Raw genomic sequence first — 15,765 nt, 5'->3', positions numbered from 1 at the left:
GTGAACAGCATGGAAAATCGAAGCTTGGGCGAATGGTCTGTTGAGGAAGGTGAAGCTACCGTCACCCGCGGTACGCGTGGCACCCGCGGCACGTCTGGCACTCGTGGCACTCGTGGCACGCAAGGTACGCCCGGTGACCGCGGTACGCGCGGCGCCCGCAACACTCAAGAGACACCCGTTGCCCGTGGTACCCGCGGCACTCAAGGTACGCCCGGTGACCGTGGTACGCGTGGCACCCCCGGCACCCCGGACGGACTGTAGGTGCAGATTACGGTCCTGTGTATTTGCCGTGCCAACGATTGTTCCTGCAGCATAGAGTATTCCATCGTGAGCCTATCTCTTAAGATAGGCTTATTTATTTTCATGGGGAAGGTGAATTCACCGGTGGATCTCCTTGTGCGGAACATTCTCATTCAAGAGCGTCAGCAGCGTTTCTTGAAAGAAAACCTGTGGACCGATAAATTCGCAGATGCCTGGTACGTATCCGGCGGCATCCCGGAACCGATCAAGGTGCGATACCGGGGCGGGCATACGAGAGATTACAAGAAAAAGTCTTACGAGATTGTCAGAAACGGCAAAACGGTGCATTTTAACGCCGAGTACGACGATCCTTCGATGATGCGCAATGCCTTGTCCTTTCGCTTCTTTGAGATGATCGGCGTTCCCAGTCCGAAAACCCGGCACTGCCGGCTTAACCTTAACGGAAAAAGCCAGGGGGTCTACCTCGAGATTGAGGCCGTGGACCGTTATTTTTTTCGCCGCCGCAACCTGTCGGTCCAATCGCTGGTCTATGCGACAAACGATGACGCCAACTTTCGCTTGATCAGTCCGGAAACCAAAAAGCGTAAACGTTCTCTTTTTGACGGGTACCGTCTTATGCTCGGCGGCAGCAGCGACAAAGAGCAGCTCAAACAGTTTATTTCCTCCGTCAATACTTTGAATTCCTCAAAGCTCTACGGCTACCTGTCGGATCAGCTCGATATCGATAATTACTTGCGCTGGTTGGCGGGAGCGGTGTTGACCGGCAATTATGACGGGTTCAATCAAAACTATGCCTTATACCGCCACAAAATCCGGCAAAAATATCGGATTATTCCGTGGGATTACGAGGGGACATGGGGGAGGGACAGCTACGGCCGGCTTTGCGGAAGCTCGCCCGTGCCCGTCACGGGCTACAATTTGCTGACGAAGAAGCTATTATCCTACGCCAAGGTACGGACCAAATACAAAGAGCTCGTCCGATCGATACTAAACAGTGTTTTCACCGTAAAACGGCTTGAGCCGGTCATCCGCCACATGCACGCCGGCATTGCGCCGTACATTCGAGAAGACCGGACGCGGCGCTGGTCTTCGGCCGTATTTGACCGGGAGCCGGACCTGATGCTGAATTACGTGAAGGAGCGGCGAACCATCATTTCCAGCGAGCTTTCCAAGCTTTAGCCGCCTCGCAGTGCAAAAGTCCCTGCCGTATAGGCGGCAAGGACTTTTTTCGCTTCGCGGGTCCGCTTAATAGTAAGGCGAAATCAACAGATACACAAGAACTCCGGTGGAGCTTACATACAGCCAGATCGGCATCGTCCAGCGGGCGATTTTCCGGTGCGACTCGATTTTCATACTGAAGCCCCGGGTTACGGTGATTAAAGCCATGGGGACGTTCACGATCGCCAGCAGCACGTGGGTGATCAGGACAAAAAAGTAAACGTATTTCAGCCATAGGCTTCCTCCGAATTTCGTCGGCTCGGTCAGAAAATGGTAAATGACGTACGAAACCAGGAACAAAGCCGTGGTCACAAAGGCCAGAAGCACGAAGTTCCGGTGCGCCGCGATGTTTTTCTTCTTCACGAAATAAAGCGAAAGCAGCAAGAAAGCAAAGGTGAAGCAGTTAAAGACGGCGTTCAGCAGAGGGAGCAGCGTCACGTCGAAGCCGACCGTACCTTCATATTTCGGCATAAAAAACAAAGCGGCGATGACCCCGATAAGAATAATGGAAAAAACCGTGATCCATGCGGTAAAATTGCGTGGTTTGCTCATGTGATTCCCCCGTTTCCTGGCATTCTGCAACTATCGTCCATTTAAGGATAGACATCCTTTTCTTCAAAAACAACGGGGTTTGCCCGCGTTTTGTTACATTTTATCGAAAGCTGGAAATTGTCAGGTACGGTCTGCCTTTCTTGCATAACATTGGAACGGAATGCCCACCATAATATGGACTCCGGAGAAGAATGTGGAACCGTAGCGCCGTTTCGGAGATAAATGAGGCATCCTGATCAGGAGGGGGGGCTTGCCGTGGCTTATGTGCCGCCCGAGGACCGCATCACAACCATGCAAGCAGCCGTGCTAATCTCGAACTATATGCTGGGCGTGAGCATTCTGACGCTGCCCCGCACCTCGGTAGAGGCCGCGCAAACGCCCGATGTCTGGATTTCGCTCATTCTAAGCGGCTTGATGACGGTTGCGGTTGGCATTCTGATTGTAAAATTGTCCCAGCGTTTTCCGGGCCAAACCTTCTATCAATATAATCGATTGCTCGTCGGCAAATGGCTGGGGATCGCGCTCAGTTTTTTTACGGCTTTATATTTCATCGTCATGGCGTCTTTCGAGGCTCGCGCCGTAATGGAAGTAACAAGGCTGTTCCTTCTGGAAGGCACGCCCAACTGGGCGATTACGTTCGCTTTTATGTGGGTGGGGGTTTATTTGATCATAGGCGGGATCAATCCGGTTGCCCGGGTCTGCGAAATCATCTTTCCGATCACGACCGTCATTCTGATCCTGATTGCCTTCATGGGGCTCAGCGTATTCGAGCTCGACAATATACGGCCGGTGCTGGGTCACGGATTCATGCCGGTGCTGCGCGGGCTGAAAACGACGGTGCTGGCCTACACGTCCGTCGAGATCATGCTCGTCATCCCCGCATTTATGAAGCATCCGGAGAAAGCGGTCAAAGCGGTGCTGATCGGGGTGCTCATCCCGACGTTCTTCTATGTGGTCACCTGCGTCACTGTCATAGGAACGTTGTCGGTGGACGGCGTCATTACCCGGACATGGCCAACCATCTCGCTTTTCCGGAGCTTCGAGTTCAGAGGAATCTTCTTCGAGCGCTTCGAGACGCTGCTGCTCGTCATCTGGCTGATGCAGATCTTTGCGACCTTTAGTTTGTCGTATTATCTCGGAGCCTTGGGAATCGCCCAAAGCTGGAAGGTGAATCAACGAACGGTGATTTTCGTCTTATTGGCGGTCATCTTTCTCCTCTCGTTCGCGCCGGCAGATACGAATGAAGTATTCAAGGTGGGAGACATGTTAGGCTATTCGTCGCTGGTTCTCTTTATTTTGGTGCCCGCGGTCTTGTACGTTCTCCCGGGCAAGAAAGGGGTCGGGCCTTGAAACGCCGAAATGTGACGCTTGGAATCCTGGCTCTGCTGCCGGTGATACCGCTTCTCGCAGGCTGCTGGAGTCAGCGGGAGATTGACGACCTTAGTCTTGTGGCCGGAATCGCGTTGGATAAAGCTCAAGAAACGAAGGTGGAGACGGCTCTGAACAAAAATGGGGCTGCGCGCAAAAAAGACGATTTGATCTCGATTACGTATCAGGTTTTCACTTCCAGCTCCGGCGGTGGGCAAGGCCGCGGGGGCGGCGGTTCGTCCGAGCAAAAGAGATACCAGAACTTTACGGAAACCGGCGATTTGTTGTTGGAATCGACCCGGGAAATTTCGCTCCGGACGGAACGGCCGATTTTTGCCCAGCACTTCAAGACGCTGGTGGTCGGCGACGAACTGCTTCGTACGACACCGTTCCGGAATTTCATGGATTTGATGTACCGCGAGTCGGAATTCAGGCCGAGCGCATTGGTGTTCGTCGCCCGCGGATTGGCGAGGGAAACGTTCGAGCAGAAAGGAGCGAAGGAAATCCCGGCATTTCGCATATTGAAAATGGTTGACAATCAATACAAGTCGACCCGGATCCTTCCTTCGGTAACTTTGACCAAGCTGCTGACGTACCTGCAAAGCAAGTCGAGTTTTTTATTGCAGGCGATCGTCAAAGGAGGGGAGGAAATTAAATTTGCCGGGGCAGGAATCGTCCAGGGACAGAGCGGAAAGCTGGTCGGCTTTCTCGATGAAGACGAGCTGAGCAGCGTCACGCTGATTACGGGGAAAGTTCGGGGAGGCACCGTGAAATTTACCGACGAAGAAACCGGACAAAAAAACCTGTATGAAATCTTATCATATAAAAGCGACATTGTGCCGCGCGTAGAAGGGGACAACCTGTCGTTCGAGGTCCGGATCGAATCCCGGGGCCGGCTGAGCGAAAGCTGGGTGATGGGCGAGAAAAGCTTCAACGACCGTTTCCTGAAGCGTCAGGGAGAGTATGTAGCGAAGCAAATGGAACGGAGCATCCGTCAGACGCTCGAAAAAATTCAGAAGCAGTACAAAGCCGATGTGCTCGGCTTCGGCAAAGAACTTCGCATTCACGAGCCCAAAGTATGGGACAAAGTCAAGTCCCAGTGGGACCAAAGGTTCAGTCAAGCCGAGGTTCGCGTGCAGGCCAAAACGATCGTGGCCGAGTTCGGAGCGAGCGGTTCGAAAATCGTTGAGCATCAAAATCCGCCCGAGCCGTAAAAGGAAGCCAAAATTGGAAAAACATAAAAAAACATAAGCGGATCTAAAAAAAACAAAAGACTTTTATAAACGAATGTTATAGATTGTAAATAGATAAATAAAATTCCATTAGATGAAGGTTGTTCATTCCGTGGACCGGCGCAGAACCTGTAAGCTTGTTTCAGGTTCTTTTTGCTCATGCTTCTCCGCTGGAGCACGGGTGAACGATCATACTAAGCGGAAAGGAGGACATGCTTTACCGTAGAACATCGCATCCTACCCGAAAAAAGGAGGAAATGAGAATGTACGCAACCCAGGTTCGATCGATCCGAAATAAGGTGAAGGCGGCTTCTTTGGTTCTGCTTTCCGCTGCGCTGCTCCTGGCGCCCGGTTCGTTTCAGCCGAAGGCGCAAGCCGCCGGCGAAATGAAACCGTTTCCGCAGCAGTTGAGCTACCCCGGCATTCTCAAGCCGAATCACGTTTCGCAAGCCTCGATGAATGCGTCCGTCGCTGCTTACTACGACTACTGGAAGGGGGCGCATCTGAAGAACAACTTGACTTCCTTGCCCGGGGGCTATTACGTCAAAGGGAACGTTGCGGGCAACCAGGACGGCTTCAAGGCGCTGGGCTCTTCGGAGGGACAAGGCTACGGCATGGTGATTACGGCGCTGATGGCCGGTCATGACCCGGAGGCGAGAACGATTTTTGACGGGCTGTTCAAAACGGCAAGAGCTTATAAAAGCTCCGAAAATTCGAATCTGATGGGCTGGATCGTCGCGGACGACAAGAGAGCTCAAGGGCATTTCTCCTCGGCCACCGACGGAGACCTTGATATCGCCTATGCGCTCATTTTGGCCGATCGTCAATGGGGGTCCGGCGGTTCGATCAACTACTTGGCGGAAGCGAAAAAAATGATTACGAACGGCATCAAGGCCAGCAACGTGACGACCGGCAACCGGCTGAATCAGGGAGATTGGGATTCCAAAAGCACCTGGGAGACGCGTCCGTCGGATTGGATGCTCAGCCATTTGCGGGCATTCTACGAAGTGACGGGGGACCAAACCTGGCTTGACGTCATCAACAATCTGTACAACGTCTACGGCCAGTTCAGCAGCAAATACACGCCGGTTACCGGTCTGATCTCCGACTTCGTCATCGACAATCCGCCGAAGCCGGCTCCGCGCGATCACATGGAAGGGGAAGAATTCCCTGACGAATACAATTACAACGCCAGCCGCGTTCCGCTGCGCATTGTGATGGACTACGCGTTCTACGGGGATGCGAGAGGCAAAGCAATCGCCGACAAAATGGCGACATGGATCAAAGGAAAGACCGGCGGCAACCCGAACAATATCAAAGACGGCTACAAGCTTGACGGCAGCGTAAACGAAAACGCAAGCTATGCGACGGCCGTGTTCGTCTCGCCGTTCATCGCCGCGTCCACGACGAACAGCAGCCATCAGGCCTGGATCAATGCGGGCTGGGATTGGATGAAGAACAAGAAAGAAGGCTATTATAGCGATTCCTTTAATCTATTATCGATGCTTTTCATCTCCGGCAACTGGTGGATTCCGACGGCTGGCAGCGGCACGCCGGATACACAGGCGCCTTCGGCTCCGGCGAACTTGACCGCAACGGCCGTATCGAGCAGCCAAGTGAATTTGAACTGGACGGCTTCCACCGATAACGTCGGGGTCAAAGAGTACAAAATTTACCGCGGAGGCACGGAGGTCGGCACGGCGGCAGGCACTTCGTACAGCGATACGGGCTTGAATCCGTCGACGACGTACAGCTACACGGTCAAGGCTTATGACGCGGCAGGCAATGCGTCGGCGAACAGCAACACCGCCAGCGCCACGACGACCGACGGTCCTTCTACGGACACCAATATTGCGAAAGGGAAAGCGTCCAAGGCCAGCTCGCTGGAAGGAAGCGGCTATGAAGCGTCCAAAGCGTTCGACGGCAATGCCTCCACCCGCTGGGCGAGCAAGGAGGGAAGCGATCCGCAATGGATTTATGTCGATCTTGGGAAAACGTACAGCGTCCATAAAGTGAAGCTGAACTGGGAGGCCGCCTACGGCAAAAACTACAAAATTCAAGTGTCGAACGATAGCGGCTCGCCCGCGAATTGGACGGACGTGTATACGAAGACAAACGGGAAGGGCGGAGTCGAAGAGATCACGTTTGCCGCGCAGGATGCCCGGTATGTCCGGATGTACGGCACGGCAAGAGGCACGTCCTACGGATATTCGCTCTACGAATTCGAAGTGTACGGCTCAAGCAATTAGGAAGAACTACAGCGAAAAGCCTGACAGGGAGTCCTGTCGGGCTTTTCGGTTCTGTTGGGCTGATGCGGGGTTATCCGCCGATGCGCGCGTTTTTCGGTAACCTGTTGAAGAGCTTCGCGAGCATCCCTTATAATGAGCTTTAATGATAATAATAATCGTTATCAATAGCGAAATTGGAGCGAAAAAACGGATGCGCGATCTTTATCAAATGAAGAATATCGAGCGGCTGTCGGCGGGGAATGACGCGCACAGACGTTTGATCGATTCCTATACCTTTATTGCGGCTGCGGAGGGGAGAGGCGAGCTCAGCATCGACGGGGTGCGAATGCTGGTGGATTCCGGCACCGTACTGTTCTGCAACCCCGGGAGGATGATCGAATACCGCGCTGCACCCGGGAGCGGGCTGCTGCTGGACTTGATTTCGTTCCGCATGTTCGCTTCGCCCGGTCAAGAGGCGCAGCCCGCGGGACAAGCGGCGTATGAAGAAAGGCGGAGCCCGTGGCTTCCCGACGGCAAGTTATGCCCCGAGTCCCCTTACCGGAGCGGGATGCTCGTCAAGGAGCTGAGAGCGATCCGCAGCAGCGACGCCGGGGCTGAGCCGTTCCGGCAGGAGATGCTGCTGTACGAGCTGCTTCACCTGCTGGCGTCGGGCCGCCGTCCGGACTCGGAGACGGACATCCGTCCGTCGCGCAAAGGGATCGAGCTCGCCATCGACTATATGCATAAGCATTACCGCGAAGAAATCAGCCGGGACCTGCTGGCGCAGATGACCGGCTTTCATCCGCGCTTTTTTTCCATGCTGTTCAAGCGGGAGACCGGCTACAGCTTCTCCGACTATTTGGCCCGCATCCGGATCGACCGGGCGAAGGAGCAGCTGCTGCTGACAGGCGGAAGCCTGAACGACATTGCCCGCAATGTCGGCTATGCGGACGGATTTTATCTGAGCCGCAAATTCAAGCAGGTCGTGGGCGTGTCACCGACGGGCTATGTGCGCGAGCCGAAAAAAATCGTCGTCTACGACCTGGTCGGACACTTGCTCGCTCTGGGCATCAAGCCGCTCGGCGCTTCGTATAATCAAGGGCTGCGCAGCCTGGCGCTGCTGAGGGAGGAGCTGGCGGGTACGCCCGATGTCGGCTACACTTCCGTGGAGCCGATGCTTCAGCTCAAGCCGGAGCTGATCATCGCGACGGACTGGCTGGACCGCGGCATGATCGAGCAGCTGCACAAGATCGCGCCGACGCTTGTGTTTCATAGCGGTGACCCGTTCGAGAGATTCAAGTCGCTGGCGGACATCCTGAACCGGAGACGGGAAGCGGAAGCGTTCATTGCCCGGTACGAGGAGAAGGGGGAGCGGGCGCGGGCGGAGCTGAACGGCCTTATCGGGCCGGATGAGACGGCGGCCGTCTATGAGATTTGGGCCGATTGCCTCTGGGTTATGTGCGAATCGTACGGAAGGGGCGTCTACAATTTATACAAGACGCTCGGGTTCACCCCTCCGGCGAAGGTGAAGCGGGACGTGCTGGACATCGGCCGGCCGAAAAAAATTACGCTTGAGGAGCTGCCGGACTACGCGGCCGATCACATGTTCATCAGCGTATACCCGGCGAACGGCGGGGCCGAAAGCGCGGGAAAGGTGATGGAAAGCGCCATATGGAAGCAGCTCCCTGCCGTGCGGCGCAATCGGGTATATGCGATAGAGCTGGACATGATCCATTCCGTTGACGTGCTGTCGTTGGAAAAGCAGCTCGAAATTCAGACACAATTGTTGAAGTCCGCGCTTCGGTGACCTTTTGTCCATAAAAATGATGATCTTTGGATATGGTCATTCCGCCTTGGACTGATACAATACGAGATGGGATTTAAAATGATAATGATTATCATTGACATCGGAGGGGGACTATGCGTCGCATCAGTATCAGACAGATGGTAGGACTAGGGCTGCTTTTATTCGTGATGGCGGCCGTTATCGCCGCTTGCAGCGGCAAGGCGGAGGACCATTCGCGTGCGGAAGGAGAACGGGCGGTCTCCGGGGGCAAGCCGGGGACGAAAATATTCGAGGCGGAAAACGGGGAGATCGAGATTCCGACGAACCCTCAGCGGATCGTCGCCATTCAGTTTGCAGGGGACCTGCTGGCGCTTGGCGTCAAGCCGGTCGGCGTAGGGTCGCTCGTGTTGAAGAACTCCGAGCAGTTGAAGGACGAGCTGGCCGGCGTGGCGGACGTCGGAGACGTTTCCGTCGAGAAGGTGCTGGAGCTGGCGCCGGATTTAATTATTGTGCCGAGCTATTTGCCGGCCGAAGTGGTCGAGAAGCTTGGCAAAATCGCGCCTACGGTCGCTTTCCCGTGGGGAGGCTTCGCCGGATCGGACCCGCTCGAAGAGGTGCGCACGTTCGGCCGCATGCTCGGCAAGGAGAAGGAAGCGGAAGCCTGGATCGCGCGCTATAAGGAAAAGGCCGCGCAGGCGAAGCAGAAGCTGGCCGGGGTCATTGGTCCGGGGGAAACAGCGGCATCGTATGAAATCTGGGCCAAAAATTTATGGGTCTGGGACAAAAATCAGCGGGCCGGGTACAATCTGTTTGCCATGCTCGGGTTAACGCCGCCGGACAAAGTGAAGAAGGACGTGTTCGAGCCGGGCAAGAGCCGGGATATCTCGCAAGAGGTGCTTCCGGAATATGCCGCGGACCATATGTTTGTTACGGTGTATCAGGAGGACGGCGGAGGGGAACGGGCCAAGGAGTTAATGGACAACTCGCTGTGGAAAAACCTTCCTGCGGTTAAAGGCAATCGGGTGTATTTGCTTAATCTGAAGCAATTCTGGTTTTCGGACGGACTGTCGCTGGAGAAGCAGCTGGACATTTTGACGGAAACGATTTTGTCCGTGAACCAAAAGTAAGTGTTGGTTCGTTTACAATTTATTTAATTGCGCTTGATGCTCCGATAACAAACCGCAGTACAATTAAGAAGTGTAAAGACAGCCGAATAAGCAGGGTACGAGACGAGGAGAAAACCCTTTTATGCAGCAAACGGAGGCGCCGGTTCGGCGCGCCCCCTCTGTTTGATGGATAGAAGGGTTTTTTGTCATTTTCCCAAGAAGGGGGTTGTGCATACCGAACCGGATGTTGCCTGGAGTCGGTCCGAAGCAGAAGCGGGACCGTAATAACCTACCAAGACGATAGGAAAGGACAGAATCCACAATGATACGTCATGCCAAATCGTTCTACGTATTTCTTATTATCGCATTGCTTAGCGGGACGATTCCGGTCGGTCTTGTTCCGGGGCAAGCCGAAGCCGCCGACGCGGGACGGAAATCCATGATCGCCAAAAAGACCAAGAATGCTCCCGTCATTGACGGGCAGCTCGACGATTCCGTCTGGAGCATCGACCAGCCATTGAGCGTCCGCACAGGGGACGGCGTCTTTAAGGAGTCCACATTCGGTCTCCTATGGGATAATCAATATCTCTATATCGGCGTGAAGGCTGACGACGATACGCTGGTCTCTAATGGAGCGGGCTATTGGTTCGAGCAGGATAACATCAATTTGTTTTTCGATCCGACGAATCACCGCTCGGCTCCGTTCGCAAGCGAGGATATGCAGGTCGGATTTGTCTACCAGCCGGGCTCGACGACCCCGGAATTTCATTTCGGCGCGGCGCTGAATAATCATAGCGGCAAGGACGAGAAAAAAATACTGCGCGCCATCCGCACGACCGGCAGCGGCTGGACGCTTGAAGCGGCCGTGCCGTGGGATATGCTCCAGCTTGACCCGAGGCGGAACAAGCAGTTCGGCTTAGAGGTCGGAACGACCGACCGGTACGATGCCGCCGACCCTGCAAAGCAAAGGTCGAGCTATTGGAGCGCTTATAACACCACATCGTTCTGGAACGACACGTCCGGGTACGGCACCGTAACGCTGGACGACGGCCATCCGGTGACCGGAGCGGTGAATCCGGTGCTTTTGCACGAGACGTTTGACGGAGATCCGTCAGGCCAGCTCCCAGTCGGCTGGATCTCCGACGTGAATGCGGGAAGCCCTCCGTTTACGGTCGAGCAGGATACCTATGGCAACGGAAGGATGGTATTCGACGGAAGCGCGTCAGGCAAGCAAGGCCGGGCAATCGCGCCGGTGCAGTGGGACAACTACGTCATTGAAGCGGACGTCCGGTTCGAGAAGGTGCTGGATGCGGGACGCTGGGCATCCCTCATGTTCCGTGGAGCGGCCAGCGGCAAAGCTCCTTACAACCAGATGGCGATCAGGCAAAACGGCACCTACGAAATCGCCTACCGGAAGCCGGATAACGGTTGGTTCAATCCAACGCCGGCCAGCGGGATGTGGAAGCCGCTCGCCTTGAATAACGATTACACGATGAAGGTCCGGGTTTTTGACAACAATGTCAAGGAATATATCAAGGCGAAGAGCGATTCGGACTTTACGCTGCTGACCGACAAGACCCTGAGTCCGAATGTGCTGCTGGAACGCGGCAAAATCGGCCTGCAGGCCGACCAGAGCAAAGTGTCGTTCGATAACGTGAAGGTCACTCGGATCACGGCCGACCGGCTCGATCTGGCGATCCCGCCGACGATGGAAGCGCTGACCGGACCGCTGAGCGTGACCGGCAGCGTCTACTTCTCGGACGGCGTCACGGAAGCGGTCTATAGCGATCGGCTCAAGCTGTATTCGTCGGACGAGAGCACGATTAGAATCTTGGATGGCAAGCTGTACCCGGTCAAAGCGGGTAAAGCGACGATTCATTCGATTTACGCCAATGCCGAAGCTGCGCAGGAGGTTACGGTTACACCGTCGGCCGTGGGGGCAAAGGTGGTTTCGCTCAAGCATAGCGAAGGCTATGTGCTGGGAACGACAGGCGAAACGATCGGTTTAGAATCCATCGTATTTCAATCGGAGCTTAGCGATTTTACCTCCGGCACGCTAACCGGCGACCGTTTGACTTGGAGCTCCGGCAGCGGCGGGATTGAGGTAGAGAACGGCAAGATCCATGTCAAGCAAAAAGGCGTCCACAAGCTGACCGCTTCCATCGACAGCGCTACGGTTTCGTTCCTCGTTGTAGCCAAAGAAGCGGGCGATGCAGAGTACGTGCTGTACGAGGAAAACTTCGACGCTTTGCCGGACGGTGCGCTGCCGCCAGGCTGGACGAGAATCGAAGGCACGACGCCCGGTGCGGCCGTCGTGAAAGCCGGCGCCTTCGAGTTGAATGCGGGCGCCGCCCCGGACAACCCGTCGCGCGTGCTGCTTCCGGACCATCTGAAGCTGTTCGGCAACTACAAAATCGAAGCGGATGTCACCCATCTGTCGGCCAACGATGCGGCGAGATGGCATTCGATCATGTTCCGTATCCAAAATGACGATTACCCTTATTACCAAATGGCGGTCCGCAAAGACGCGACGGCTTCCAACGGCGTCGAATTCGCCGAGCGTACCCCGGCGAACGCCTGGAACGTCACGGATCGCGGCTCGAACAGCGAGGCGATCGATCCGGCCAAAATGTACCGTTACACGGTCAAAGCCTACGGCAACCGGGTGCAGGAGCTGATCGACAAGCGCGTGATCGTCGATACCGACGCGGCTTCCGCTTATGCCAAGGGCGGAATCGGGTTGCAGGCGAACGGCAGCAGGATGAAAGTGGACAACCTCCGGATTACGCTGCAGCAGGAGACGCTGCCGCCGATGCCGACGGACCGCTTCGTGAACGTAACCGAGCCGGAGACGAAAATTTCGCTTGCGCCGTCCGTTGTCAAGGAGGTCCGCAGCGCAGCGGATTTGGCAAGCTTGAACGGGCCCACCCTGCCTGCGACGGTGATTCTGCATGTGAATCGAGAGTTGAAGGTGACCGACCCGGCGGGCGCGAGCGAGCTCGGCAGCTTGGATGAGGCGATGGCTTCGCTCGGCAACCGGATGATTCCGGCGTTTTATGTGAAGGACGAGCAAGCCGCCGATAAGCTGACCGACTATGTGCAGCGGACCGAGCTGGAGGACGCTTTCGTCGTCTCGGACCGCGGCGAGCTGGTCAAACGGGTAAGAACGGCGTACCCGATGATCCGGGGCATCGTGGATTACAGCGGAATAGATAACCTGACACCGGAAAGCCTGCTCGATATTCGCAGAAACACAACGGTCCATCAGGCGAAAATCGCGATCCTGCCCCAGCGCGCGGCTTCGATCGGCAATGTCGCTTATTTGCAGCAGCGGCTGATCGGGGTGTGGGCTAAGGAAACGGCAGGCGCAGCGGACAAAAACGTGTCCATCCACCGGCTGATCACGGCCGGAACGAACGGCATCGTGACCGATTCCCCGGCGGCGGCCTTCGATGCGCTGAAAGTGTATTCGAACCAGACGACGCTGGTCCGCAAGCCGTATGTGATCGGCCACCGCGGCATTCCGTCGGAGGCTCCCGAGAATACGCTCGAGAGCAACGAGCTTGCCGTCGATTACGGGTCCGACTTTATCGAGAACGACATGTACGTGACGACGGACGATCATCTGGTCATTATTCACGACGCCGTTCTTCAGAATACGACGAGCGGGTTCGGCAAGGTTGAGGAGCATACGCTGGAGCAGATCAAGGCGCTTAACGCGAGCAAGCCGAAGCCGGGCTATCGGGAAACGAAAGTGCCGACACTGGACGAGCAGATCGAGCTGGCCAAAAGACGCGGCATTATGATTTACGCTGAAATTAAAACTAGCAATCCCCGCGCCGTCGACGTACTAGTAAAGCTGATCAAGGAGAAGAACGCGGAGCACCTGCTCAACGTGATGTCATTCGATCCGAATCAGTTGAAGCGGTTCGCCGAGCAAATGCCGGGAATGCCGCTAGGGCTGCTGCACAGCGGCTTCGATACCTCGAATGTCAACAAGTCGCTGCGCGAAACGTTGAAGATCGTTCAGAAGCAGAACGTCACGTATAACGTAGGGTATACCGGACTGAAGAAGGACTATATGGAAGCGGCCAAGCACCGGGGCATTTTTATCTCCCCGTGGACGATCAATAGCGAGAAAGACTACAAGAGCATGTTTGCGATGGGCGCTTACGGCTTGACCACCGACTATGCAAGCTACTCGAAAAACTGGGCAGCCTCGCTTCTTCCGGAGAAGGAAAACTATGTCCTGGCTCAAAATGAAAGTGCAGCCGTCACGGCGCAAGTATATTCCTACGCCCGCGAGAAAACGGACGTCACTCCTGAGATTATCCTGCTGGACGGACAAGATGTCGTGGACGTGAACGGAGGCAAGGTAACGGCCAAAAAAACAGGAACGGCGCACGCTTTGTTAAGATATACGGCGTCGATGGATGCAAGCAGCAAGTACGATCTGTATACGCAGCCCGTTACGTTTGAAGTGAAGGGCGGCGGGAACAACGGCGGTGGGAACGGCGGCGGTGGCAACAACGGCGGCGGGAACAACGGCGGAGGGAACAACGGCGGAGGGAACAACGGCGGAGGCGACAACGGCGGCGGGAACAACGGCGGAGGGAACAACGGCGGCGGGAACGACGGCGGAGGTGACAACGGCGGAGGCGACAACGGCGGAGGCAGCGACAGCGATGACGATAGCAGCAGCACCGACAGCACCGGCGGGAAGCCGGCGGAAGGTTCAGGCAAGCACGATGTTTCTGCGGCCAAGCCGGGTTCGGTCGTTGAAGCAAGCGGCGGTAAAGTAGCCGCTGACGCGCTGAAGGAAGCGTTCCGTAACAACGCCGGCGTTGAAGTGAAATTTACCGGCGATCAGTTGGAGCTGCCAGCGGCAGGCCTGTCCGATGCGATCCGCAAAAACGGCGCGACGCTCGCAGTCATTGGAGACAGCGGCCGGTATACGCTTCCTTTGGATGCACTGAAGCTGGAAGCTTTGGCTCAGCAGCTTGGCTCGGCGGTAAGCGACCTCTCCATCCGTTTTACAATCAAAAAATTAAGCGCCGGCGAACGCGATGAAGTCAAGCTGGCCGCGAACGGCGCAACTGTTGCGGACGGCATCCATCTCTCGGTTGAGGCGGTAAACAAAGGAGGCCGTACTGTGCCGGTATCGTTCGGGCCCGCACCGGCAGCTTATCAGCTGCTCCTTGGCAAAGCCGTGGACCGGTCCAAAGCGACCGGAGTGCTCTATGACCCGGTCACGAAACGGGTCCGGTTCGTCCCGACTCTGTTCGAAACGAGAAACGGACAAACAGCAGCGACCTTGAAGCGGAGCGGGAACGGTACGTACGCCATTATCGAAATGAACAAAAGCTTTGCGGATATGGCTAATCACTGGGCGCAAGCGGACGTTGAACTGCTCGCCAATAAGCTTGTAGTTGAAGGGATTAGCGACAACCGTTTCGAAGGCGATCGCCCGATTACCCGGTCGGAATTCGCAGCGCTGCTTGTCCGCGCATTGGGCCTCGGTCCAGTGACGGCGCAAGGCGGGTTCAGCGATGTGGCTGCCGGGGCCTGGTATGCGGAGGATGTAGCGGCCGCAGCGGCGGCGGGCCTCATCAGCGGATATGAGGACGGTTCGTTCCGTCCGGACCGACAAATTAAGCGTGAAGAGCAAGCGGCTATGCTGATCCGCGCCATGTCTTATGCAGGATTGGAGATACAGGTATCGCAGGAGAAGCAGAGCGAGGTGTTGGCTCCGTTTAAGGACGCCGGCAGCTTGGGCTGGGCGAAGGCCGAAGTAGCGGCTGCGATTCATGCCGGTCTGATGAACGGAATGACGGTGGAGACGCTCGAAGCGGACGGACTCGCAACGCGGGCTCAATCTGCGGTGATGCTGAAGCGTTTCTTAATCAAAGCAAGCTTTATCAATTAGCACAAGATCACAAGACCGTGTTCACAAAGAGTATGCCCGGGCCACCAAGCCCGGGCATATTTTTTCCATTGGCTTGATAGCCTTGATG

8 protein-coding genes and 1 pseudogene are annotated in these 15,765 nt (G+C 55.8%); 8 read left to right on the top strand and 1 reads right to left on the bottom strand.

Features of this window, described 5'->3' with window-relative positions; translation table 11 throughout:
* Positions 1-384 precede the first annotated feature (384 nt).
* Positions 385-1,440 (top strand): CotH kinase family protein, encoded by a 1,056-nt coding sequence (locus PEH01S_RS20870; protein WP_246063019.1) that lies wholly within the window; start codon positions 385-387, stop codon positions 1,438-1,440.
* A gap of 66 nt (positions 1,441-1,506) precedes the next feature.
* On the opposite strand, the gene PEH01S_RS20865 is transcribed toward PEH01S_RS20870, so the two are convergent.
* Positions 1,507-2,031, bottom strand: a complete 525-nt coding sequence (locus PEH01S_RS20865) for a DUF420 domain-containing protein (RefSeq protein WP_025850561.1) — start codon at positions 2,029-2,031, stop codon at positions 1,507-1,509.
* Positions 2,032-2,322: 291 nt separating this feature from the next.
* Here PEH01S_RS20865 and PEH01S_RS20860 point away from each other — a divergent pair, with 291 nt between their 5' ends.
* From PEH01S_RS20860 to PEH01S_RS20835, 7 genes and pseudogenes are all read left to right on the top strand, one after another.
* On the top strand, positions 2,323-3,381 hold the full coding sequence (locus tag PEH01S_RS20860; RefSeq protein WP_127487839.1) for a spore germination protein: 1,059 nt from the start codon (positions 2,323-2,325) through the stop codon (positions 3,379-3,381).
* The gene (locus tag PEH01S_RS20855; protein WP_164827963.1) at positions 3,378-4,613 is read left to right on the top strand and encodes a Ger(x)C family spore germination protein; all 1,236 of its coding nucleotides are present in this window, start codon (positions 3,378-3,380) and stop codon (positions 4,611-4,613) included. Before PEH01S_RS20860 ends, PEH01S_RS20855 begins: the two co-directional genes overlap by 4 nt.
* A gap of 275 nt (positions 4,614-4,888) precedes the next feature.
* A pseudogene (locus PEH01S_RS35520) lies at positions 4,889-6,424 on the top strand (glycosyl hydrolase family 8); the annotation flags it as partial.
* 57 nt (positions 6,425-6,481) lie between these two features.
* Positions 6,482-6,880 carry a discoidin domain-containing protein gene (locus PEH01S_RS36190; protein ID WP_407669458.1) on the top strand — a complete coding sequence of 133 codons (399 nt, stop codon included), beginning with the start codon at positions 6,482-6,484 and terminating at the stop codon, positions 6,878-6,880.
* A gap of 190 nt (positions 6,881-7,070) precedes the next feature.
* Positions 7,071-8,666, top strand: a complete 1,596-nt coding sequence (locus PEH01S_RS20845) for a helix-turn-helix domain-containing protein (RefSeq protein WP_164827961.1) — start codon at positions 7,071-7,073, stop codon at positions 8,664-8,666.
* A gap of 113 nt (positions 8,667-8,779) precedes the next feature.
* A complete protein-coding gene (locus PEH01S_RS20840; protein WP_025850556.1) occupies positions 8,780-9,772 on the top strand; it encodes an iron-hydroxamate ABC transporter substrate-binding protein in 993 nt (330 codons plus the stop codon).
* A 301-nt stretch (positions 9,773-10,073) separates the two neighbouring features.
* Positions 10,074-15,677, top strand: coding sequence for a glycerophosphodiester phosphodiesterase family protein (locus PEH01S_RS20835; RefSeq protein WP_127487825.1), 5,604 nt, complete (start codon positions 10,074-10,076; stop codon positions 15,675-15,677).
* Positions 15,678-15,765 lie beyond the last annotated feature (88 nt).

It is taken from the genome of Paenibacillus ehimensis NBRC 15659, assembly GCF_004000785.1.
GTDB classification, from domain to species: Bacteria; Bacillota; Bacilli; order Paenibacillales; family NBRC-103111; genus Paenibacillus_G; species Paenibacillus_G ehimensis.
Note: the sequence above shows the minus strand (reverse complement) of the source record. Positions and strands in the feature narration are given on the sequence as shown.

Bases quoted from the DNA above. Each gene is read 5' to 3' on its own strand.
- PEH01S_RS20865 (WP_025850561.1), bottom strand. From the start codon at position 2,031: ATGAGCAAACCACGCAATTTTACCGCATGGATCACGGTTTTTTCCATT.
- PEH01S_RS20860 (WP_127487839.1), top strand. From the start codon at position 2,323: ATGCAAGCAGCCGTGCTAATCTCGAACTATATGCTGGGCGTGAGCATT.
- PEH01S_RS20845 (WP_164827961.1), top strand. From the start codon at position 7,071: ATGCGCGATCTTTATCAAATGAAGAATATCGAGCGGCTGTCGGCGGGG.
- PEH01S_RS20840 (WP_025850556.1), top strand. From the start codon at position 8,780: ATGCGTCGCATCAGTATCAGACAGATGGTAGGACTAGGGCTGCTTTTA.
- PEH01S_RS20835 (WP_127487825.1), top strand. From the start codon at position 10,074: ATGATACGTCATGCCAAATCGTTCTACGTATTTCTTATTATCGCATTG.